The organism is Candidatus Eisenbacteria bacterium (assembly GCA_005893305.1).
GTDB lineage: Bacteria > Eisenbacteria > RBG-16-71-46 > SZUA-252 > SZUA-252 > WS-9.
The window spans coordinates 19,453-41,648 of the sequence record VBOZ01000032.1 but is presented as its reverse complement, the minus strand read 5'-3'; the positions used below and the strand labels follow the sequence as shown (position 1 = coordinate 41,648).

At 66.6% G+C, this 22,196-nt stretch carries 17 protein-coding genes; 7 read left to right on the top strand and 10 right to left on the bottom strand.

All coding sequences use genetic code 11. From position 1 onward, the window contains the following. The first annotated feature begins 23 nt into the window (after window positions 1–23). Complete coding sequence (locus E6K79_10435; GenBank protein ID TMQ63309.1) at window positions 24–1,163, top strand: chromosome segregation protein SMC; 1,140 nt, start codon at window positions 24–26, stop codon at window positions 1,161–1,163. 675 nt (window positions 1,164–1,838) lie between these two features. On the opposite strand, the gene E6K79_10430 is transcribed toward E6K79_10435, so the two are convergent. Further along, window positions 1,839–2,558, bottom strand: coding sequence for a DinB family protein (locus E6K79_10430; protein ID TMQ63308.1), 720 nt, complete (start codon window positions 2,556–2,558; stop codon window positions 1,839–1,841). On the opposite strand from E6K79_10430, the gene E6K79_10425 reads away from it, so the two are divergent. The 4 genes from E6K79_10425 (at window position 2,503) to E6K79_10410 (ending at window position 6,549) form a co-directional block, all read left to right on the top strand. Further along, window positions 2,503–3,720 carry a Re/Si-specific NAD(P)(+) transhydrogenase subunit alpha gene (locus E6K79_10425; protein ID TMQ63307.1) on the top strand — a complete coding sequence of 406 codons (1,218 nt, stop codon included), beginning with the start codon at window positions 2,503–2,505 and terminating at the stop codon, window positions 3,718–3,720. The two genes, E6K79_10430 and E6K79_10425, sit on opposite strands and share 56 nt — an antisense overlap. Then, a complete protein-coding gene (locus tag E6K79_10420; protein TMQ63328.1) occupies window positions 3,720–4,016 on the top strand; it encodes an NAD(P) transhydrogenase subunit alpha in 297 nt (98 codons plus the stop codon). Before E6K79_10425 ends, E6K79_10420 begins: the two co-directional genes overlap by 1 nt. Continuing rightward, the gene (locus tag E6K79_10415) at window positions 4,016–5,431 is read left to right on the top strand and encodes an NAD(P)(+) transhydrogenase (Re/Si-specific) subunit beta (GenBank protein ID TMQ63327.1); all 1,416 of its coding nucleotides are present in this window, start codon (window positions 4,016–4,018) and stop codon (window positions 5,429–5,431) included. The genes E6K79_10420 and E6K79_10415 overlap by 1 nt, the downstream gene beginning before the upstream one ends. A gap of 128 nt (window positions 5,432–5,559) precedes the next feature. Beyond that, window positions 5,560–6,549, top strand: a complete 990-nt coding sequence (locus tag E6K79_10410; protein ID TMQ63306.1) for a hypothetical protein — start codon at window positions 5,560–5,562, stop codon at window positions 6,547–6,549. 87 nt (window positions 6,550–6,636) lie between these two features. Here the strand turns inward: E6K79_10410 and E6K79_10405 are convergent, their stop codons facing one another. The 8 genes from E6K79_10405 to E6K79_10370 form a co-directional block, all read right to left on the bottom strand. Then, on the bottom strand, window positions 6,637–6,924 hold the full coding sequence (locus tag E6K79_10405; GenBank protein ID TMQ63305.1) for a hypothetical protein: 288 nt from the start codon (window positions 6,922–6,924) through the stop codon (window positions 6,637–6,639). A 15-nt stretch (window positions 6,925–6,939) separates the two neighbouring features. Further along, window positions 6,940–10,095 carry an efflux RND transporter permease subunit gene (locus E6K79_10400; GenBank protein ID TMQ63304.1) on the bottom strand — a complete coding sequence of 1,052 codons (3,156 nt, stop codon included), beginning with the start codon at window positions 10,093–10,095 and terminating at the stop codon, window positions 6,940–6,942. A gap of 7 nt (window positions 10,096–10,102) precedes the next feature. Further along, window positions 10,103–11,650 carry an efflux RND transporter periplasmic adaptor subunit gene (locus E6K79_10395; GenBank protein TMQ63303.1) on the bottom strand — a complete coding sequence of 516 codons (1,548 nt, stop codon included), beginning with the start codon at window positions 11,648–11,650 and terminating at the stop codon, window positions 10,103–10,105. After that, complete coding sequence (locus E6K79_10390; GenBank protein TMQ63302.1) at window positions 11,647–12,969, bottom strand: TolC family protein; 1,323 nt, start codon at window positions 12,967–12,969, stop codon at window positions 11,647–11,649. Before E6K79_10390 ends, E6K79_10395 begins: the two co-directional genes overlap by 4 nt. Window positions 12,970–13,102: 133 nt before the next feature. Next, complete coding sequence (locus E6K79_10385; protein TMQ63301.1) at window positions 13,103–13,306, bottom strand: hypothetical protein; 204 nt, start codon at window positions 13,304–13,306, stop codon at window positions 13,103–13,105. A gap of 425 nt (window positions 13,307–13,731) precedes the next feature. Further along, a complete protein-coding gene (locus E6K79_10380; protein TMQ63300.1) occupies window positions 13,732–14,646 on the bottom strand; it encodes an Fpg/Nei family DNA glycosylase in 915 nt (304 codons plus the stop codon). Between the two features lie 24 nt (window positions 14,647–14,670). Then, on the bottom strand, window positions 14,671–15,957 hold the full coding sequence (locus E6K79_10375; GenBank protein ID TMQ63299.1) for a methyltransferase domain-containing protein: 1,287 nt from the start codon (window positions 15,955–15,957) through the stop codon (window positions 14,671–14,673). Window positions 15,958–16,288: 331 nt separating this feature from the next. After that, window positions 16,289–16,816 carry a GatB/YqeY domain-containing protein gene (locus E6K79_10370; protein ID TMQ63298.1) on the bottom strand — a complete coding sequence of 176 codons (528 nt, stop codon included), beginning with the start codon at window positions 16,814–16,816 and terminating at the stop codon, window positions 16,289–16,291. A gap of 66 nt (window positions 16,817–16,882) precedes the next feature. On the opposite strand from E6K79_10370, the gene E6K79_10365 reads away from it, so the two are divergent. Together E6K79_10365 and E6K79_10360 are read left to right on the top strand one after the other, a co-directional pair. Next, a complete protein-coding gene (locus tag E6K79_10365; protein TMQ63297.1) occupies window positions 16,883–18,505 on the top strand; it encodes a hypothetical protein in 1,623 nt (540 codons plus the stop codon). Beyond that, window positions 18,502–20,952 (top strand): PAS domain S-box protein, encoded by a 2,451-nt coding sequence (locus E6K79_10360; GenBank protein ID TMQ63296.1) that lies wholly within the window; start codon window positions 18,502–18,504, stop codon window positions 20,950–20,952. Before E6K79_10365 ends, E6K79_10360 begins: the two co-directional genes overlap by 4 nt. Here the strand turns inward: E6K79_10360 and E6K79_10355 are convergent. After that, window positions 20,920–21,945, bottom strand: coding sequence for an NAD-dependent epimerase/dehydratase family protein (locus tag E6K79_10355; protein ID TMQ63295.1), 1,026 nt, complete (start codon window positions 21,943–21,945; stop codon window positions 20,920–20,922). The two genes, E6K79_10360 and E6K79_10355, sit on opposite strands and share 33 nt — an antisense overlap. Window positions 21,946–22,196 lie beyond the last annotated feature (251 nt).

Below are 22,196 nucleotides of genomic sequence, written 5' to 3'. Positions count from 1 at the left end.
TAAGATCTTCTCCAGGAGCGTGGATGCGGTTTACTAATCTCCATCTTGAAAATTGGCGTAACTTCGCGAAGGCAGAGGTCGCGCTAACGCAGAGGGTATTCGTGGTCGGCCCGAATGCCTCTGGGAAGTCAAATCTTCTGGATGTTTTTAGATTTCTGCACGACATCGTTGCTGTTGGAGGTGGCTTCCAGGAGGCAGTGCGCCGGCGGGGAGGCATCTCAAAACTCCGCTGTCTGGCCGCGCGTCGATTTCCGAATGTGGCGATCAAAGCCGAAATGGGTGAAGACAATGGCGTCGACCCGAGGTGGACCTATGAGGTCCATTTCACCCAGGACAACCGCCAAAGAGCAATCGTCATGGTTGAAAAAGTAACCAGAGACGGTATCCCGGTGCTCACAAGACCGAATATCGCAGATGAGAAGGACCCGGAGCGACTCACTCAAACGTTTCTGGAGCAAGTCAACGTCAACCGCAAATTCCGGCCAATTGTGGATTACCTCCGAACTGTTCGCTACCTGCACATCGTCCCTCAGCTTGTCCGGGATCCGGACCGCTCAGTCGGAAGACAGGATGATCCGTATGGCGGTGACTTCCTCGAGCAAATTGCTCGAACGCCTGCAGGTGTCCGAGCAGCACGGCTTCGAAAGATTCAAGATGCACTTCGACTTGCTGTACCACAGCTTCGAGAGCTTAAGCTCTCAAGAGACTCTCGCGGGACTCCCCATCTCCAAGGTAGGTACGTCCACTGGCGGCCACAGGGAGCTTGGCAATCTGAGGACCAGTTTTCGGACGGAACCTTGCGCCTCTTGGGACTACTGTGGGCGACACTTGACGGCTCCGGGCCACTATTGCTGGAGGAGCCCGAAATGTCCCTACACCCCGACGTCGTGAGGTTTGTGCCGCAGCTTTTGGCTCGCATTCAGCGCCGCTCAAGCAGGCAAGTCTTCGTTAGCACGCACTCTACGGACTTACTCCAGGACACGGGGATAGGACTTGATGAAGTCCTGTTGCTGATCCCGGGCAACGAGGGCACTAGCATTCGTCAAGCGGAGAAGTTGAAGGAAATTCGAGAACTCTTGAAGGGTGGGTTGAGCATTGCAGAAGCTGTGCTGCCATGGACGCGACCCGCAAGAGCAGAACAGCTCGGTATTTTTGGCGACTAGCTAGTGGCCCAGCTTCAACGAGTGACCATATCTGGTGCAGTGGAAGGTTTACTGGATGAGGCGATACTCAGGCGAGTGGTTGCGTTCGCTGGAGGTGTGGCGAGTCAGATATACGGAGGACACGGGAAGGATCATCTCCTTCAAAGGCTGCCTGGATATGTTCGGGCAGCGAGATATGCCCCCTGGGTTGTCCTGATTGACTTGGACCAGGATTTCCTGTGCGCCTCGGAGCTGAAACAGTCCGTCCTACCTGAGGAGCCCGCTCGGTTGTGCTTCCGCATCGCCGTCCGAGAGATAGAGGCTTGGCTATTTGCTGACCGAGATCGAATCTCAACATTTCTCTCGGTCCCCCTGTCTAGGGTCCCGCGTAATCCCGAATCCATTGCCAATGCAAAGATTGCGATGGTAGACCTAGCCAGGCATTCTCGGAGCGACGTGATCCGCATGGGGATGGTGCCCAGTGCTCGGAGCGGGCGCGCCGTCGGCGCATCCTACACGTCCATGCTAATCGAATTTGTGACTGGCCGAAGGTCACAGTGGCGCCCGGCAATCGCCATGCGGTCTGCCGACAGTCTTGCGCGGTGCGTCGCATGCATTCAGCGATTAACAGGCCACACAAGGCCCGCACGAACGGCGCGTCGAAGCTGACTCGGCTTCACCGCGAGCGACTTCCCGCTACCAGCCGAACTTCTTCTTGATCGCTTGGATCTGGTCCAGGTGATTCAGATCGTGCCCCGCGACCAGCTCCAGGGTCCTGCGCACGGTTTCCCGTCCCCGCTCCGGATGCTCCCCGTAGCGCTTCCACGTCCGCCGCGGCACGGAGCCGACCAGCTCGAGGTTGATCTTCCGTAGCAGCTGGATCTGCGCGACGGTTCGCGGCACGCTCCGCCGGCGGTGGCGGAGGGTTTCCGTCCAAACCGTCTGGTTGTACGCCTGGACCGGCCGCCCTGACTCCGAGAGCGCCATCCGGCACCGGAAGCCGTAGACGATCTCCGTGTCGAGCAGGTGGCCCACGATCTCGGAGATGCTCCACTTCCCGCGCGCCGGGCGGCGGCGGACCTGGCTGGGGGTGAGGCCCTGGACGGCCCGCGCGATCTTGCCCGGCCCGGTGCGAAGGAGCGGCATCGCGGGACGACCTCCCCGATAGGTGTCGATCTTCCGAATGTAGTCGGCGAATTCGCGGCGAAGCTTGGGCCGCGAGCGCCGGCGGGCTCCGGTCTTGCCGCGGGACTTCGTGCGTGCCGTGGCGCGACCTCGGGTGCGTGTGATCGATTTCACAAGCGGCTCCTTTCTGTTAGAGTCACGCGTTCCATGCGTTCGAATGCGGGATGGTAGCGCAATGAAGATCGGGGTGCCTCGGGAATCGGGCGCTGGCGAGCGCCGCGTCGCTGTCATCCCCGATGGAATCCGCCAGCTCAAGACCGCGGGCGCCGAAATTCTCGTCGAGGCCGGCGCCGGCATGGGCGCCTTTCACGCCGATAAAGCCTACGCGGACGCCGGCGCGACCGTCGTCTCCGATCCCGCCCTCCTCTGGTCCGATGCGGACGCGATTCTAAAGATTCAGCCTCCCCTTCCGCATCCTTCGCTCGGCCGCCACGAGGCCGATCTCCTTCGCGAAGGCACCGTTCTCGTCTGCATGCTCCGGCCGCTCAGCAACCTCGACGTGGTTCGCACGCTCGCGACGCGGCGGGTGTCCAGCTTCAGCATGGACCTGATCCCGCGCACGACGCGCGCACAGCGGATGGACGCGCTCTCCTCGATGGCGACGGCGGCGGGCTACAAGGCGGTCCTCCTCGCGGCTTCGGCGGCTCCGCGGTTCTTTCCGATGCTCGTCACGGCCGCGGGGACGATGGCTCCGGCCCGGGTCTTGGTCATAGGCGCGGGGGTGGCGGGGCTCCAGGCGATCGCGACGGCGCGGCGGCTGGGGGCGGTGGTCGACGGCTACGACATCCGCCCCGCGGTGAAGGAGGAGGTCGAGAGCCTCGGCGCGACGTTCGTCGGCCCGAAGCTCTCGGCGGAGGAGGCCCAGGACCGATCGGGCTACGCGAAGGAGCTTTCCGCGGAGGCGCGGGCCCGCGCGCAGGAGCTCCTTCTCGCGCGAATCCCAATATCCGACGTGGTGATCACGACCGCGCGCGTCCCGGGGCTCCCGGCGCCGAAGCTGATCCCGGCGAGCGCGGTCGCGAAGATGAAGCCGGGCTCCGTGATCGTCGACCTCGCCGCCGACATGGGCGGGAACTGCGAGCTCACGGAGCCGGGAACGGAAGTCGTGCGCCACGACGTCACGATCTTGGGCCCGATCCGCCTTGCGGGGACGATCCCGATCCACGCGAGCCAGATGTACTCGCGCAACATCGTGAGCTTCTTCCTCCTGATGTTGAAGGACGGGAAGCTCGCGCTGGACATGAACGACGACATCGTCCGCGATACCTGCGTCACGCACGACGGGAAGATCGTCCACGCTCCGACCCGGGAGCGGATCGAGCAGCCCGCCGGGGCGGCCGGAGCCGCCGGGGCGGCGTCCGGCGCGGCCGGCAGCGCCAGGAGCGCGACGTGATCGAACACTCCTTGAACGACCTCACGATCTTCGTGCTCGCGATCTTCGTGGGCTACGAGATCATCTCGAAGGTCCCGGTGATCCTCCACACGCCGCTGATGTCGGGGACAAATGCCATCCACGGGATCGTGCTGGTGGGCGCGATGCTCGTCCTCGGAGGCGCCGACACCACGCTCGCGCGCGTCGTCGGATTCTGCGCCGTGGTTCTCGGGGCGGTGAACGTGGTGGGCGGGTTCATGGTGACGGACCGCATGCTCCAGATGTTCCGGAAGAAATCGGGGCCGAACGAGCCGTGATCCACTCGACATCGCTCGGGGCCGGCATCCACTTCGCCTACCTCGTTTCCTCCGTCCTCTTCATCTTGGGCATCAAGGGGCTCAGCTCCCCCCGAACCGCGCGGTCCGGGAACCGGCTCGCGGCGATCGGCATGCTGCTCGCCATCGTCGCGACCCTGCTCGACCGCCAGATCCTTTCGTACACCTGGATCGTGGCCGGAATCGTTGTGGGATCCGCGATCGGCGCGGTCGCGGCACGGACCGTGACAATGACCGCGATGCCGCAGATGGTGGCACTCTTCAACGGATCGGGCGGCGGCGCGGCGGCGCTCGTCTCCTCGCTCGAGTACCGGCACCTCATCCAGGCCGGCGCTCTCCCGCTCGACAGCGGGATCAGCATCCTGCTCGGGGCGCTCATCGGCGCGATCTCCTTCTCGGGAAGCATCGTCGCGTTCGGCAAACTCCAGGGCCTCCTTCCCGAGAAGGCGGTCACCTATCCGCTCCAGCAGGTCGTGAACGGCCTGCTCGCCGCGGCGATTCTCGTCTTGGCATGGATGGTCCTGAACGGGTCGGGCGGAAGCCACGCGTTCATCGCGTTCCTGGCGGGATCGCTGCTCCTGGGCGTCCTGGCTGTGATTCCGATCGGGGGCGGCGACATGCCGGTCGTGATCTCGCTCCTCAACTCCTTCACCGGGCTCGCGACCGCGGCGACCGGATTCGCGCTCCACAATGTAGTGCTGATCATCAGCGGGACCCTGGTCGGAGCCTCGGGGACGCTCCTAACGGTCCTCATGTGCAAGGCGATGAACCGCCCGATCACGAATGTCCTCTTTGGCGCATTCGGCGCCGCGCCCAGCGCGACCACGAGCCGCGCCGGCGGCGGCGCGGCCGCCGTGGCCGGGAAGCCCGTCCGCGACGTATCGGTGGAGGACGCCGCCACGATCCTCGCCTACGCGCGCAAGGTGATCATCATCCCCGGCTACGGGTTGGCGGTGGCGCAGGCGCAGCATGCCTTGCGGGAGGTCGCGGATCTATTGAAGGCGCGGGGCGTGGAGGTGGTATACGCCATCCATCCGGTCGCGGGGCGCATGCCGGGGCACATGAACGTGCTCCTCGCGGAGGCGAACGTCCCCTACGAGGAGCTCAAGGACCTGGATGCCGTGAATCCCGAGTTCGAGAGCGCGGACGTGGCGTTGGTCGTCGGAGCGAACGACGTGGTCAACCCCGCCGCCCGGCACGATTCGCAGAGCCCGATCTACGGGATGCCGATCCTGGACGCCGACAAGTCGAAGCACATCCTTGTCTTGAAGCGGAGCATGAAGCCGGGATTCGCGGGAATCGACAACGAGCTCTTCTACGATCCCAAGACGATGATGCTCTTCGGCGATGCGAAGGATTCGATCGCCAAGCTCGCGCAGACGGTCAAGGCGCTGTAGCGGCCGCGGGGGCACGGGCCGGCGCCCCTGCTCCGGGTTGACCTTCCCTCCCGCTCCGTCCGGAGTTACAATTCCGCCCTGACGCGGTTCGGCGCCGTCCGGACCGCCGCGCAGCAGGAGGTACCTCCATGAATCGACTTCAAGTAACACCTGCTTTCAGGCTGATCGTCCTCTTGACCCTCGCGCTCACGCTAATTGTCGCGCTCGTCGCGCTCACCTCGCGAGCCGCCCACGGCGACACGGAAGCTCCCCAGACCTTCCACATCGCCGAGATCACCAAGATCATGGCGGGCTATAACGGGGATGCGACGATCCAGGCCGTGGAGATCAAGACGCTCGGCGCGGGAGAGAATCTCGTGAACGGGGCGTCGATCGTCGTGGTCAACGCGGACAGCACCGCGACGGCCAACCTGGGCACGTTCGCCGCGGACGTTCCGAACGGCGCGGCCGGCGTCCGGATCCTCTGCGCGACCGCCGCGTTTCAGACGGCCTTCGGAATCACGGCCGACCTGACGATCTCCCCTGGAATATTCCCGAAGACGGGCCAGGTCTCGTACGAGAAGCCGGCCTGCAGGGTGAACACCGTCCCCTACGGGGACGTAGCCAAGACGATCACGCCGGGCGCGACCAGGGCGCCGTACCTGCCCGTGGCCGGGGCGACGATCCTCATCCGTAGGGTCGACTCGCCGGGACTTCCGACCTGCCCGCTGTCCGAGAACTCGCAGCTCCGCTTCGCGCAGAAGGAGGGTACGGCAGCGAGCCCCGATACGTTCACCAACAATGCGGGCACATCCGTGTTCGTCTCTTCGGCCGTGACCGGCGTGGCCACGCTGCCGCCGGCTCATCCCGTCGTTCGCGTCTACCCGAACCCGATTCGCGGCACGACGCAGATCGAGGCCCCCGACTGGGCGCCCCTCACCATCCACGACATTCAAGGCCGCCTGGTCCGGGTGCTCACGTGCGTCGCGGGCGGGGCGTGCCCCGAGGTCGCGGGTCCATACAAGGGCGAATGGAACGGAACCGACTCGCACGGCCACGATGTTCCGTCGGGGATCTACTTCCTTCGGTACGTCGGGCGGACAGGGACCGTCATCAAGAGGATCGCGATCACGCGCTAAGCGGCCCACCCCGGCTCCGGCCGGACTATTGGTCGCCTTACTTGGCCACGATCGTTCCCCCGAGCATATCCATCCCGCAAATGTAGTTCAGCGTGTCCGCCACGCCCTTGGGGACGTCGATGCGCACCGCCTGATTGAGCGGGAGCGGGCGACGCTCGTGGAGCGCCGGGATCGAGAGCAGGTCTGGTCGGTCTTCCGCGTGATGACCAAAGTGAGCGCCTGCCCGCGAGGCACTTCCACCCGGGGCGGTTCGAATCCACGGTCGGTCACCGCGAGTTGGACCACTTGCTGCCCGGCGGGGGACTTCTGTTCCTGATTGCAGCCCGCCGTAACGGCTAGAGCGAAGAGTGCGAGAAGAATCAGGACGAGCCTCATGGGAGCCTCCCAGGTTCAGGGTTGAATGCCTGCCGCGACGCCAATCGTCGCTGGCGGTTCCGGCAGTTTGCGTCCTCTCCACCACGCGAAGATCGCGGGGTAGACGAGCAGCTCGAGCACGAACGAGGTGACGACGCCGCCCACCATCGGTGCGGCGATACGCTTCATGACGTCGGCGCCGCTCCCGTGGCCCCACATGATGGGCAAGAGGCCGAACAGGATCGCGCACACCGTCATCATCTTGGGGCGGATACGGTGAGCCGCGCCCTCCACGATGGCCTGGGTCAAGTCGTTGCGATCCTTGAGCGCCCCTCGCTTCCGGTGCTCCTCGTGCGCGAGGTTGAGATAAAGGAGCATCACCGTGCCGGTCTCCGCGTCGAGGCCGGCGAGCGCAATCATTCCGACCCAGACCGCGACGCTCAGGTTGTAGTGCAGCAGCCACACCAGCCACACCGCCCCGATCAGGGAGAACGGCACCGCCAGCATCACGATCGCGGTTTCGGGCACCGAGCGCAGGTTGAAGTAGAGCAATACAAAGACGAGCAGCAGCGTGACCGGGACGACCAGGGAGAGCCGAGCCCGGGCGCGCTCGTAGTACTTGAACTGCCCCGTCCAGTCGAGCCGGTAGCCTGGTGGGAGTTTCACGCGCTCCACGACGGTTCGCTGAGCATCGTGGACGAAGTCGGCTAGGGGCCGATCGGCGACATCCACGGACACCAAGGCCACAAGTTGCCCATCCTCGTCCTGGATCATGGGCGCGCCGGTGCTGAAGTGGATGTCCGCCAGTTCGGCGAGCGGTATTTGAGCACCTGACGGCGTCGGGACGAGCACTCGCTTGAGGGCGTCGGCGTTGTCGCGCAGCTCCCGGGCATAGCGTACGGTGACCGTGTAACGCTCCCGCCCTTCGACCGTCTGCGTCACTGCCATCCCGCCGATGGCAGATTCGATGACGTCCTGGACGTCTCCGACGGTGAGTCCGTAGCGCGCAATCTCATCCCGGCGGACGTCGAAATCGAGGAAATAGCCGCCGGTGACGCGCTCCGCGAATGCACTCCGCGTGCCGCGGACGCCCTGGACGGCGTTTTCGACCGCCACCGCTACGCTCTCGATCCCGGCGAGGCTGGGGCCAAAGACCTTGACCCCGACGGCGCTCCGTACACCGGTGGCGAGCATCTCGTTGCGCGTCTGGATCGGCATCCACCAGATGTTGGGCATGCCCGGGAAGTGCATGCGTCGATCCATGTCGGCGATGAGTCGCTCCCACGTCATGCCCTTGCGCCACTGGCTCTCAGGCTTGAGCGACACGACCGTTTCCACCATCGAGAGCGGCGCCGGATCGGTCGCGGTCTTGGCCCGGCCGATCTTGCCGAAGACGGTCTCGACCTCAGGGACGTTACGGAGACGACGGTCCATCTGCTGGAGTACCGAGCCTGCTTCCGTGTCGGACATCCCCGGGGGTGCTGTTGGCATGTAGAGCAACGTACCCTCGTTCAAGGGTGGCATGAACTCGCTGCCCAAGCGCAGGAACACGGGGATGGTCGAGAGGAGCACCAGCGCCGCGCCAAAGACCACCCAGCGACGACGCCGAACCGCGAAGCGCACGACGGGTGCGTACGACCGGACCAGCAGGTGAGACACCGGATGCTTGTTCTCCGCGCGAATGCGGCCGCGAACGAACCACGCCGCCAGCGCGGGCGTGAGCGTCACCGCGAGGAGCGCCGCGAACGCCATCGAGAAGGTCTTGGTGAAGGCCAGCGGCTTGAAGAGGCGACCTTCCGTGGCCTCGAGCGTGAAGATCGGCAGGAATGAGACGGTGATGACCAAGAGCGCGAAAAAGATGGGCCGGCCGACTTCCTTCAAGGCGTGGACGATCGCTTGATCGCGCGCGCCTTGCCTCCCGCCGGCCTCCCACGCCTCGAGCTTCTTGTGGACGTTCTCGACCATGATGATCGAGGCGTCGACCATCGCCCCGATCGCCACCGCGATGCCCCCGAGTGACATGATGTTGGCGGTGAGCCCCATTCGGGCCATCGGGATGAAGGCCAGCACGACCGCGATCGGGAGGGTGAGAATCGGGATCAGCGCGCTGCGGAAGTGGAATAGGAAGAAGATGATGATCGCACTGACGATCAGCATTTCCTGGAGCAGCTCGTGCCAGAGGGTGGCGACGGCACGGTGGATCAGCTCCGAGCGGTCGTAGGTCACCACGACCCGCACGCCCGGTGGCAGCGAAGACTGGACCTCGCGTAGCCGACGCTTGACTCCCTCGATTACGTCCAGCGCGTTTTGTCGCTGCCGCATGATCACGATTCCGCCCACGACCTCGCCCTGACCGTTGAGCTCCGCCAGGCCACGGCGCTGCTCGGGGCCGAGGTGGACCTGTCCGAGATCGCGGAGCGTGACGGGCGTGCCGTCCGCACTCACCTTGACCGCGATGCCCTCGAGATCCGCGATGCTGTGGATGTACCCGCGCCCTCGCACGGCGTGTTCGTGCTCGGCGACCTCGATCACGCCGCCGCCCACCTCGTTGTTCGAGCGGCGGATCGCTTGCGCGACGGCTCCTATCGGAACGCTGTACGCGAGCAAACGGTCGGGATCGAGATCGACCTGGTACTGGCGGACAAACCCTCCGACCGCGGCTACCTCGGCCACGCCATCGACCCCCTGCAGCCAGTAGCGTAGGGTCCAATCCTGGAAGGACCTGAGCTGGGAGAGATCGTGCCGGCCGGTCGTATCCACCAGCGCATATTCGAACACCCAGCCCACCGCGGTGGCGTCGGGGCCGAGCGTCGGGTTGACGCCCTCGGGGAGTTTCCCGCGGATCGAGGCGAGGTACTCGAGCACCCGGCTCCTCGCCCAGTAAAGATCGACGCCGTCCTTAAACACGACGTAGACGAATGAATCCCCCAGCATCGACAACCCGCGCACGTAGTGCACGCCGGGTGCGGCGCGCAGCGCTGTGACGATCGGATAAGTGATCTGATCCTCGACCAGGTCCGGACTCCGCCCCGCCCACTCGGTTGAAATGATGACCTGTGTGTCAGACAGGTCGGGGATAGCGTCGAGCGACGTGTGCAGGGCGGCATAGATGCCGAAGCCTGCCGCGATCAGGACCCCGGTCAGGGTCAGGATCCGATTCTTGGCGCACCAGCCAATCACGCGTTCGATCATGATGCGCCTACCATTTCTGCGCGGCCGACTTGAGCTTACTTTCGGACGCGACGAGGAAGTTTCCCGAGGTCACGACGATCTCACCCGGCTTGAGGCCTGAGATCACCTCGAAGTAGTCCCCGGCCCGGGCACCGAGCTGGACGTCGCGGGGGGCCAGGCGACCGGCGCCGACGTCGACGAAGACCAAACGACGCTCGCCGGTCGGGAGTACCGCGCTCTCCGGCACGGCCAGCCGCTTGCCGAGCGTGACCTGGAACTCGACGTTCACGAACATCCCCGGCTTGAGGTCCCCTCGGGGGTTCGGGACCTCGATGCGCACTTGGCCCGTGCGAGTGTCCGGCTGCAGCGACGGATAGATGAAAGAAATGCGGCCATGACGTGAGCGTTCGTCGAGGTATGGGTTCGCCAGGCTCACCGGCATCCCAACCCGCAAGAGCGGCAAATCGACCTGATAAACGCTGGCGATCACCCACGCCGGATCAAGCGACGCGATCTTGTAGAGGACTTGCCCTGCCGTGAAGGAACTGCCGCGGACGACACTCTTCTCGGTAACGACTCCGCTCACGGGAGCGACGATCGGGATCGCCTCGCGCGGCTTGCCCTCGCGCGCGATCTGCTGGATTACCGTGGGCGTGACGTCCCAAAGCTGGAGACGCCGACGAGCGGCCGACTCCATGTCGCTCTCGGACTGACCTTGGGTCGCCATGCTCGAGTCACCTGCCGCCCGCAGAGCCTCGATGTATTCCTGCTGTGCCGACCACAGCTCCGGACTGTAGGCGGTGAAGAGCACGTCGCCGGCGCGTACCGGTCGACCCGTGAAGTCCACGAGCAGATCCCGCACCCATCCGGAAAACTTAAGCGCCACCTCGGCCTGCCGCGATTCGTCGTACGCGACTCGTCCAACCGCGCGCACGGTGGCCGAGAGATCCCTGACCTGAACCGCCGCGGTGCGAATCCCAATCTCCTGGCGGCGGGCGGCGTCGATGGTGATTGCGCCTGCGGCCCGCCCCGTTCCCTCTCCGGGAACGGCGTGCCCCTTCGATGACCCGCCCGCAGTCGTTCCCGGCATCACGGGGGCAGGCGTGCCGCTGACGAACGAGAGCCCAGTCGTGGTACTGAGACGGTACTCCGCCTCGACGATGGTGCCATCCCTCGGCTTCACGCGAACATTCACGTCCCACTCGCCATTCATCGCCAGGCCGTATTCCGCATGGTAGACGCCCGGCTTCACCTCTTTGACTTTGCCGCGACTCTCCATGCGCGGCATAGCGCCCATCGCCGCCATGCTGACCATGACATCCACCATTGCACCCCGCGCTTGCTTATCGGAGGCATCACGAACAGCGATCTTCAGGACGTTGTCCCCGGCGTGCGGCGGATCGGGCTCGTTTGCGACTCCGATCTGGTACCCGCCGACCGTCTGCATCGGCATTTTCCCCGCGCCAGCGGCTCCGCCGCCCCCGTTCTGACAGGATGCGAGGAGCGCCAGCGCTCCAGTGGCAACCAGAGCGGGCACGAGGATCGCGGCCGACTTCCTGCGCGCTCGGATGGTCATCGGCGATCCTCCTGGACTGGCGAGGTCGCGTCGACCGCGAGCGCGCGCTGCAGATCGGCCTCTGCCTCATGCGCCATGACCTGCGCCTCGTAGAGCTCGAGCTTCGCCCTCGCCAAATCGCGTGACGCGTTCAGTAAAGTGAGGAACCCGTTCCGGTTCGCTTCGTAGGCGGCGCGAATCGCCTTGAGTGAGCGCTCGCTCGACGGGACCACGACGTCTCGCATGATGCCGACATCGTGCAGGTACGCCCCCAGAGAGGCGGATGCCTCTTCGATCCTTTGCTCGATCCGATCGCGAACCGCCAGACGCTCGGCCTCCGCCTTCGACAGCGCCGCCTGTGCCTCACGCTCCCGCGCTGCAAGGCGCCCGAAGTTGAGCGGCAAGTTAAGTGACAAGCTGAGGCTCCCGCGGAGCTGGGATTCGCTCCAGAACCGATCGTAGGCGAAGCCAAGCCCCAACTCCGGCAGCCGCTCGCGGCGCGCGAGACTCAGACTCGCCCGGCGACCTTTGACGCTGGCGTCCGCGCCAGCTAGCTCGGGCCACTGCGCCCGCGTCAGCGCGCTGAGCCACCGACCGGTATCAGGCGCCTCAGGCGACGGCAGGTCGCGGGGTGGCTCGGGCAACGCAACACTCTGCGGCAGGTGGAGCAGTGCGCGCAAACGCGCGAGGATTACGCGGCGCCGTTGCCCGAGCACGACGCCGTCGTGCTGTAGCATCGCCAGTTCCAGCTCGGCTTGCAGCGGATCGGTCTGTTCGACGGTGCCCGACGAGTACTTTGCAAGGGCCACTCTCCGCGACTGGCTCATGAGGTCGACCAGCTCGCGGTTGATCTCCGTGCCTCTGCACACGAGGTAGTAATCGAAGTAGGCCTCACGCACTTCCCGCAGCAAGTCGAGGCGCGCGGTCTCGAAGTCATATGCCGCAGTCTCACCCTCAGCGCGGGCGGCGCGACGGCGCAGTCCACGCTGGCCGAAAATTGGCAATTGCTGCGTGATCCCGATGCGGTAGGCCGGTTCGACGGAGCGACTGCTGAGGCTTTGTGGTGCCAGCATGCCCTCGACCATCGGATCCTCGAGCGCGCCGGCTTGCTCCGCGCGCGCCTGCGTCTCCCGCCAGGCCTCGCGCATCGCCGAAAGTGATGGATTGCGCTCGAGCGCCACGCGCTCGACCCACGCAAGGCTCAGCGTGGAATCCGAAGGAAGCGAATCCTGGCTCGCGATCTCGGCGGCGCGTGCGTCCGCCGCGGCTGCGAGGCCGAGCAGAACAACCGAACCCCGGACGAGCCGGGTTAGGCTCCTGGTAAGGCGGTGGTGAAACATCTGTCGAAAACCTCCCAATGACGGGTTAGCGGCCCCCTGAGCCACGAAGGCGTCAGGACCAGACCATGGGCCGAACACGGGTCACTTCCGACGCTGGCTCACTTCTCCAGCGCGGAGGGACCGAGGTTCTCGTCTAGAGTCGGAGGGAGGTGGAGAGGTAGCCGGAGTAGGGAGTTCGAGAGGCCGCTAGTTGGTTGGCGCGCGCGGTCAGGTCGCGATCGGGCGCCACCAAGAAACCGAGACCGACGTCCGCCGGCAGCGACGGCGCCTGCGCCGCGTCGGGCTTCTGGACCTGCGCCATTGGGAGATAGGAGTCCGCCACGGACTGCCCGGTCACGAACTTACAGCAACTGTTCCCAACCGCGGGGCCAGGCTGGTCCGCGCTTGCCCGACCTTGGCACAGCGGGCAGGCCGGCCCTGCCTCTTTCATGCCGAGGGTGCAAAGAAACCGACCCGATGCGATGCCGGGCAGCGACACCAGCATCGCGACGAGCAGAATCCATGACACGGGTGCTCGCGCGACGTGCATGACTGTAGGTACCCCTAGAGGACGTAGTTGCTCCACCGAATACTCACGATGCGACGGGCCGTGAAGCGACGCAAGTCCTTTCGCGATCGTCCCGCTGACACCTGTACTTCAATCCGCTTATCGGCGGTTCCAGACGAAGTCTTGATGCTCTGCCGGAACATCCGGATGTCGCGCGGCGCTAGCCGCTGGCGTGCTGGGAGTTAGGGTTGTTCGTGCTGCCCACTGTGCCGCCCTCACTTCAGCAGCTTCGAAAGCCTCCGGTCCTTGAGCGCCGTTCCCCCCGTTTGGCAGCCCGGGCAGTAAAACGTGTCCCGCTCGGCGTAGGAGATCCAGGCGATCGGCGTGCCGCATCGGGGACAGGGTTCCCCCTTGTGGTCGTGGACCACATAGTGCTCGACCGGCTCCTTCTGAGGGAGCTGCCCTCCCGCGCTCTCTCGCAGGAGCGCGACTTGGCGCTCCAGGACCGGGCGCACCGCTTCGTAAAGTCCCTTCATCTCCTCGTTCGACAGGTTCCCGGTCCGCTGGAGAGGCGAGAGCCGCGCCTCGAAGAGAATCTCGTCGGCGAGGCCGTTCCCGATCCCGGCGATCGCCCTCTGATCTGTAAGGAACGACTTGAGCTGGCGCGAGGTCGCGCGGGCCGCGGCGTCGAACGCCTCGCGCGTCAGCCCGCCCCGCATCGGGTCGGGCCCGATCCCCCGTAGCTCCTCCACCGCGTCAAGGTCGTCGACCAGCCAGAGGCGCGCGCGCTTCTCGGTCCCATGCTCGATCAAGCGGAGCTCGCTTCCGTCGTCGAAGGCGAATCGGGCCGATACGTTCCGCGGTACACCGCCGCCCGATTTCGGGCGCCGCGAGGGCGGCGATATTGCCCGCCGCGAGGCCCGCGAGCCGGCCGCCTCCGGAGCGACCACGCTCAGCCTGCCGAGGCGCATCAAGTGGATGACGATGGCCCGCCGCGACTCGGTCTCGAACACCAGATACTTTCCGACGCGGGATGGGTGGCTCAGGTACTCGCCCCGGAAGCTCTCGGCGGAGGGCGTCGCTTGGCGAAGGAGCGCGGGCTGGCGGATCTCGATCGCCTCGATCCGTCGGCCCGAGACCGCGGCGGCCAGGTTCTCCGCCAAAATCTCCAAGAACGGAAGCTCCGGCACGACGCGTCGACTCCTCGCCGAGTGCTACTCGAGGCGGGTGGCGATGACGAGCTTGGTGTGGAACGGCGAGCCGAGGGGCCGGATCGCGCGAACGCCGAAGCGCTCCTGGGCGATCCACTCCGAGACCTTCTCCTGACTCCAAGAGCGGCCGCTATCGAAGAGGACGTACATTAGCAGCGAGTGGAGCGCGGCAGGAGCGAACGGCGTCCCCGACCCTTCCGCCATCGTGCCGTGCACGAGAAGCGTGCCGCCAGGGCGGAGGGCTTCGTACGCCTTGCGCAGAATCAGGAGCGCGTTCTCCTCGCTCTCGGTCTGGAGAACGTTGGAGATGAGGATCGCGTCGACCGGACCCGGGAACGGATCCAGGCGATAGTCGCCGGGCGCGTATTCGACCGCGTTCTCCAAGCCTTCCGCGCGAAGGATGCTCCGCGCGATCTCCAGCGTGGGCGGGAGGTCGAAAACGAAGGCTTTGAGGTCGGGGGTCCGACGCGCGTACTCGGCCGCGAAGATTCCGGAGCCGCCGCCGACGTCGAGGAGGCTCGATCCCGGCAGAAGCGGCGCCAGCTCGACGAGGCGCCGCGCCGCTTCGCGACTCGAGGTGTGCACGGCGCGGATGTAGGTGCGGACCCGCTCCGGGTTGCCGGTCAGGAGCGCGTCGCTGGAGAGCCGGTAGCGCGGCGTCCCCTCCTTCAGCCCTCGGGCGAGATCGGTCCACGCCTCGCTCAGATCCGCGGCCATGTCGATCATTCCGGTCGCGTCGCCGTCGGCCCCCGGCACGAGATAGGGAGCGTAGTCGCGCGGAAGCACCAGGGTCGGCCCGTGGCGATGCACCACGCCGACCGAGACCAACGCGTCGAGCAGCGCGTCCAGCCCGCGCGGGTCGATCCCAGTCGCGCGCTCCAGATCGTCCCGCGTCTGGGCCTCGCGGTGGAGCTCGGTGAAGATCCCGAGCGAGTAAGCGGCAAGGATCGCGGCCGTCGGCTGATACCCCGAGAGGAGGGCGCGAATACGCCCGAGCGCCGGCTCTTCCGGCATCGGCGACGGACGAGGTGGTCCCTCGCCGGCGCTTTGAACTCCGGTCCGGAATGGCTTCCGTCCGTGCGGCGGCCGATCTTGGCGGTGCCGGTCCGGACGCGGGCCCATCGGTCCCGAATTCAGTCCGGGCCGCGGCGCGGGCGCGCCCTGCGCGTATCTTGGCCCGCGCGGCCCCGTGGGCCTGGGCCCGGAGGAGCCGCCTCCGCCCAGCGTGCGGCGCTGCACGTACGGTACGGATCGCTGCCCCCGAGCCGTCTCCTGCGCCACCTGCCGCATGAGCTCAAGCTCCTCGGGAGGAATATGCCTGCCGTATTGCGGATGCTCCTTGACCGGAGGAGGACCGACGCTTCCCGGGCGATCGCGCCGTGGCCGGCTCGAGCCCGGTCGCGTGGGCTGACCCGGACGCAGTGGCTGACCCGGTCGCAGCGGCTGCCCCGCCCGCGGAGGCTGCCCCGATCGGGGCGGTTGGCCCGGCCGCGGCGGCCGTCCCGGCCGAGCCGTCGGGCCGCGACCCTGGTTCGGCCGACTACCGCGCCGCCGGTTGGGGGGCATCATCGAGTGTTTTGATCCATTCGAACTAGGTCCATTCGGTTGGTGCGGTGGTGGGTCAGTCGAGCGAGGCGCGGACGATCTCGCTCAGGAGCTTGCCGTCCGCCCTTCCCTTGGCTCGAGCCTGTACTTCCTTCATCGCGCGTCCGAATTCCTTGATGGATGTGAGCTGAAGCTCGGTCAGCACCTGCTTCACGAGGTCTCGCGCCTCGGCTTCGGTGAGCCGCTTTGGAAGGTACCCTTCGACGGTGCTCAGCTCTTCGCGGATCTTGCCAGCTTCGACCGGACGCCCAAGCTTCTCATATTCGGCGGCCGATTCGCGAAGCTTCTTCGCGTACGCGTTGATGATGGCCGCCACCTCGTCCTCCGTCAGGGTCTGGCGGGTGACGTCTTTCTTCTTCTCGAGGAGGATCTGGCTGCGCATCATGCGCAGGGTCGAAAGCCGGTCGGCCTGCCCCGCCTTGAGGGCAGCCTTCATGTCCTGCTCGAGGCGTTCTTCCAGCATCGTCTTCTCCAAAGTGAGGGGCCGGGACGGCCGTCCAGGGCCCGGGTGGAACAGGCTGAAAGTATAGCAGAATGTTGACATAGGGGCGAAGAACCGCCAGACTTCGCGCACTCTCTCCCCAGTAGTGTCGGTTTCCGGAGGAACAGAATGGCTTCGCCTCTATCCCGCGCCCTACGCGTGCCCGCCCTCGTAATTCTGGCCCTCTCCACCATCGCCCAAGGAGCACGCGCCGTCGAGGAGCGGGCGTGGATCTCCCTGGGAGCCGGCGGCGTCTTCTACGACGCCGAGCAAGGGCTCAAAGATAACTTCGGGTACGGCGGCCGAGCCGCGTTCTTCCTCAACCGGTGGGTTGGGGTCGAAGGCGTGGGATTCTACTCCAAACCCAATCTGGAAACTGCGGTCGGCGATGCCACCTTCACGCACTTCGGAGGGGGTCTCATCCTTACGCCGGACCGCTATCGCTGGACCCTTCCCTACATTTACGGGGGATTCGGCTCCGCGAAGCTCGATCTGGGCGCGGCGGCAAAGACCAACTCGGCGTACCATGTAGGCATGGGGGTCGTGGCCCGCTTTGGCGAGCGCCTGGGCTTCCGCGTGGACGGCCGGGACATTTCGTTTAGGGAGACGGGCGGCGCGGGCCGCGATACGCGCGTGAACGACCTCATCGTATCCGGCAGCGTCACCGCATTCTGGGCGGGACGGGCGCGCGACACGGATCGAGACGGCGTGCCCGACAAGCGCGACAAGAGCCCCGACACCCCGCGCGGCGCGGTCGTGGACGCGGCTGGCACGCCGCTCGACACCGACAAGGACGGCATCTATGACGGGCTCGACAAGGAGCCCAACACGCCGCCGGGCGCGAAAGTGGACGAGACCGGCGTCGCGATCGATTCCGACAAAGACGGCGTGCCCGACGGCATCGACCAGTGCGATTCCACGATGACGGGCGTCGTCGTGGACGCGAAGGGCTGCGGCGTCGACTCGGACGGAGACAAGGTGTTCGACGGACTGGACAAGTGCCCCAACACGCCGGCCGGCGCGATCGTCGACGCGGCCGGATGCCCGCTCGACGCGGACGGCGACGGAATCCCCGACGGCATCGACACGTGCCCCAACACGCCGGCCGGCGCCGCGGTGAACACCTGCGGATGCCCGATCCTGCATTCTCCGTACGAGCGCGCGCTGCTCGAGGATTGGATGATCCGGCTGACCGGTCTCGAGTTCCCGCCGGATTCCGCCGTGCTGCAGCCGCAAGCCATCGCGCGGCTCGACTCGGTCGGCACCGTGCTGGCCCAGTGGCCCATGATCAAGGTCGAGATCGGGCTCCACGTCGACGACGTGCCCGAGCCCGGATTCCGGATCCCGCTCTCCCAAATGCGGGCGCGCGCCACGCTCCAGTACCTGTTCAAGACCTTCCCGATGCTGAGCTCGAAGAATTTCTGGATCACGGGGTACGGCGATACGGATCCGCTCGTGCCGAACACCTCGACCGCGAATCGGCGCATCAACAGCCGGGTCGAGTTCCGGGTCATGAACATGAACGTCCTCTATCAGGAAAAGGTGCGCCGCGAAGCGTGCGGAACGACGGCCGCTCAGCCCGCGCCGGGCCTCGAGCCCAAGTCGCCGCCGGCGCCGGAGGGCCAGACGCCGGCGCCTCCCGAAAACCAGACGCCTCCCGCTCCCGAAGGCAAGGCACCGCCGGCGCCCGAGGGAAAGTCGCCACCGCCCCCTGAGGGCCAAGCTCCAGGGGCGCCCGCAGAGAAGAAGTGACCACGGCACTCCTGGCTCTCGGCGTCGCGGTGACGTGCGCCGCGATCGTCTTCCTCCTCGGCCGGGTCAGGAGCCTGAAGCGCTCCGCCCGGGGCCTCAATGAGGAGGTCGTGGCCCACCTCCGCGCGCTTCTCGCCGTCTCCCCCGAGGGGCTCTGGCGGGTCGATCCACGGGGCATCACCCTCGAGGTCAGCGCATCGATGGCGGAGATGCTCGGGTATCGGCCCGAGGAGATCGTCGGGCGTCACTTCCAGGAATTCACGTCGCCCGAGTCGCTGGAGGTTGCCGGAACGGCGTTCGCGCGGGCGCTCAAGGGCGAGACCACTCAATTCGAAGCTACGGCGCTCCGCCGCGACGGCGGCGGCGTCCGGGTGATGGTGACGACGCACCCGATCCTCGACAAGAGCGGACATTTCGTCGAGGGCTTCGGCATCGTCCGGGACATCACGGTGCGCCACCGGGTCGAGACGGAGCGATACAACGCCCTCTCGCTCCTGGAGGCCGCGCTCGAATCGACCGCGGACGGGCTCCTGGTCGTCGACCGTGAGGGACGGATCGTCCGATTCAACGAGCGCTTCGCCCGGATGTGGGGGATCCCCCCCGAGGTCCTCCAGAGTCGCGATGACCAGCGGGCGCTCGAGTCCGTTCTCGCGCAGCTCGATGAGCCCGAGCAGTTCCTCTCGAAGGTCCGAAAGCTCTACGCCACGCCCGAAGCGGAAAGCTTCGACACGCTTCGCTTCCGCGACGGTCGGGTCTTCGAACGCTATTCGCTCCCCCAGAAGCTGGACGGCGAGGTCGTGGGCCGCGTGTGGAGCTTCCGCGACGTGACCGACCGGGAGCAGGCGCTCGCGGACCAGCGCTTGGCGACGGAGCGCGAGGCGACGATCGCGCGCAACCTGGACGCCGCCCTGTTCACGTTCTCGCTCGATCCGAACGGGCGGATCCTCCGTTACGAGTACGTCTCGCGCGGCGCGGAGGCGCTCTACGGAATTCCCGCCCGGGACCTCGATCAGGATCCGAATTTCTGGATGCGCCGGGTTCACCCCGACGACGTCAAGAACATCGCGCTCCCCGCGCTCCAGCAGCTCCGGAAGCTCCAGCCGGCGTCGATCGAGATCCGGTACGAGACCTCGAAGGGGATCTGGCGCTGGCACCGGAGCCGGTTGACGCCGCGTCTCGAGTCCGACGGGCTGGTCTACGTTGACGGCTTCGAGACCGACGTGACCGACCGCATTTCGCTCGAGGAGCAGTTCCGCCACGCGCAGAAGATGGAAGCGGTCGGGCAGCTCGCCGGGGGCGTCGCGCACGACTTCAACAACATCCTCACCGCGGTGATCGGCTACGCCGACCTCCTTCTCTCCAGAATGTCGAAGAATGACCCGTCCCGGCCGGCCGTCGAGGAGATTCACAAGGGCGGCGAGCGCGCCGCATCCCTCACGCGGCAGCTTCTCGCGTTCAGCCGCCGCGCGGCGACCCAGCCCCGGATCGTGGACCTGAACGCCGCCATCCGGAATCTGGAGCCGATGGTGCGGCGCCTCGTCGACGAGAGGATCCGGTTCGAGCTCAACCTCTCCGAGACAATTCGAAGGGTGAGGATCGATCCGACCCAGCTCGAGCAGGTGATCGTGAACCTGGCGGTGAACGCGCGCGACGCCATGCCGGAGGGCGGAGTGATCTCGATCCAGACCGACTGCATGGAGCTGGCCGCGGCCCAGGCCCAGTCCAGCTTCGGCATCGATCCGGGCTCCTACGTGCGCCTGCGGGTTCGGGACACCGGCGGCGGCATCGGGCCGGAGGTCATGCAGCACATCTTCGAGCCGTTCTTCACGACGAAGGCGCCGGGGCGCGGCACGGGCCTCGGCTTAGCGACCGTCTACGGGATCGTCCGGCAGCACGGCGGATGCGTGCGGGTGGACAGCGAGCTCGGCCACGGCACGGAGTTCGAGATCCTGCTCCCCGAGGTCGCCGCTCCCGAGCAGGCGGCCGGACTCGAGCAGGCAGCCGCTCCCGAGCCCCGCGTCGCGGACTTCCCGGGCGGAACCGAGACCGTCCTCTTGGTAGAGGATGACCCGGCCCTTCTGCTCATGGCCCGCGAGTCCTTGTCCGAGCTGGGCTATCGCGTGCTGGCCGTGTCGAGCGCGAGCGAGGCGCTGCGCGTCCTGGATCGCGAGACGGCACGCATTGGGATCCTCGTCACGGATGTCGTCATGCCGGGAATGGGCGGGCGCGAGCTTGGTGAGCGAGTGAAGGGGACGTTCCCCGACCTACCGATCCTCTTCGTCTCGGGATACACGCGCGACCCGGTGCTGACCCAGAGCCCCGAGCGCACCGGAATCCAATTTCTGGAGAAGCCTTACACGGCGCTGGCACTCGCGCGGAAGGTGCGCGAGATCCTCGACTCGTCGCGCGGCAAATCAGCCCGCGGCGCCAGCCACGTCGCCGGCTAAGATCCCCTCGGTCCGGGCAAAGCGGAGGAGCAGATCATCCAGCGGCGTGGGGCTGAACCCGAGCTCGGCGCGCGTTCGGGTGTTATCAAGCGGCGCGAGCCTGAGGAGATGGAGCACGAGCTCGCGCGGAAGGACGAGCTGACGTAGGAACGATCGTGGTGGGAGCACCGGCGTGAGCATCCCGAGCTCCTCGACCAGAAGATCGGGCAACCGCCTCCGCGGCGCGGGGATCCCGGTCACCCGCGTCATCCGCTCGTAGAGCTGCCCCAGGCGAAGGCACTCCCCGGTCGCGAAGTAGCGCCTTCCTCCCCGCCCCCGCTCGATCGCCGCGACCGTGCCGCGCCCGATTTCCCCGCCGCCGCTCATCGCGAGCCAGACCTCGTCCAGCAGGCGAAACGGGAGCTCGCGCCTCAGAAAAGTCGCGATCAGTCCCCCGAGGGCCGTGGGCACCCCCGGCGCGGCCAGGATTCCGGGGCTCACGACCATGGTGCGAAGGGAGCCGACGCGGTTCGCTTCCAGGACCAGCGCCTCCGCCTCGCAGATCATCCTCACGGAGTCGGACTCGTACTCGCCCTCCGGCGGCGTCTCCTCATCGACCGGCGCCGAGAGAACTCCCCGCTCCTGGATCGTCCCCGTATAGCCGAGCAGCACGAACACCTTCGCCTCCGCGCTCTGGCTCTCGCGCAGGACCGCTTCGGTCCCCTCCACGTTGATCCGCCGCTGCCGAGCCCGGCCAAGCCGGGTGAAGCCGGGCCGCGTGGCCGCGTGCACCACGACGTCGCAGCCGTCCGCGAGCCCGCGAAGGCTCCCGGGCCGCTCGAGGTCGCCCAGGCGAAGCTCCGCAATGCGGGACGCGGGAAGGGGCGGCCCCCCCGGGCGCGCGAGGGCGCGAATCGGCGCTCCCAGTCCGGCCAAGGCCGGGAGGAGGAGGCGGCCGACCGGGTCGGCGGCGCCGGTGAGGAGAATCCGCTGTGGTCGGTAGGGCGGTCGCATGGTCGGGGGAGTTTATCGCGGCCGGAAGCGCCAAGCCAGGGCGCTCCCGAGCGTCCAAAACTCTCCGACAAGCATCGGTGGATCTCCTACGGGCGCGGCTTCATTCAACCTCTCGCGTCGCGATCTGCATCTGCGCGCCCCCCCGCGAGCCGCGCATCGCAATCCGCGGACGGCTCGATCCGACCGCGCGGATTTGGCTGGAACGGGCTCTGGGCCTTTTTTCGTCGCCTCTCGCATTCCGCAAAGGACCA

Excerpts from the sequence above, each read along its gene's own strand:
- E6K79_10435 (TMQ63309.1), top strand. The coding sequence starts at position 24 with ATGCGGTTTACTAATCTCCATCTTGAAAATTGGCGTAACTTCGCGAAG.
- E6K79_10425 (TMQ63307.1), top strand. The coding sequence starts at position 2,503 with ATGAAGATCGGGGTGCCTCGGGAATCGGGCGCTGGCGAGCGCCGCGTC.
- E6K79_10430 (TMQ63308.1), bottom strand. The coding sequence starts at position 2,558 with ATGACAGCGACGCGGCGCTCGCCAGCGCCCGATTCCCGAGGCACCCCG.
- E6K79_10410 (TMQ63306.1), top strand. The coding sequence starts at position 5,560 with ATGAATCGACTTCAAGTAACACCTGCTTTCAGGCTGATCGTCCTCTTG.
- E6K79_10405 (TMQ63305.1), bottom strand. The coding sequence starts at position 6,924 with ATGAGGCTCGTCCTGATTCTTCTCGCACTCTTCGCTCTAGCCGTTACG.
- E6K79_10400 (TMQ63304.1), bottom strand. The coding sequence starts at position 10,095 with ATGATCGAACGCGTGATTGGCTGGTGCGCCAAGAATCGGATCCTGACC.
- E6K79_10395 (TMQ63303.1), bottom strand. The coding sequence starts at position 11,650 with ATGACCATCCGAGCGCGCAGGAAGTCGGCCGCGATCCTCGTGCCCGCT.
- E6K79_10390 (TMQ63302.1), bottom strand. The coding sequence starts at position 12,969 with ATGTTTCACCACCGCCTTACCAGGAGCCTAACCCGGCTCGTCCGGGGT.
- E6K79_10375 (TMQ63299.1), bottom strand. The coding sequence starts at position 15,957 with ATGCGGCAGGTGGCGCAGGAGACGGCTCGGGGGCAGCGATCCGTACCG.
- E6K79_10370 (TMQ63298.1), bottom strand. The coding sequence starts at position 16,816 with ATGTCAACATTCTGCTATACTTTCAGCCTGTTCCACCCGGGCCCTGGA.
- E6K79_10365 (TMQ63297.1), top strand. The coding sequence starts at position 16,883 with ATGGCTTCGCCTCTATCCCGCGCCCTACGCGTGCCCGCCCTCGTAATT.
- E6K79_10355 (TMQ63295.1), bottom strand. The coding sequence starts at position 21,945 with ATGCGACCGCCCTACCGACCACAGCGGATTCTCCTCACCGGCGCCGCC.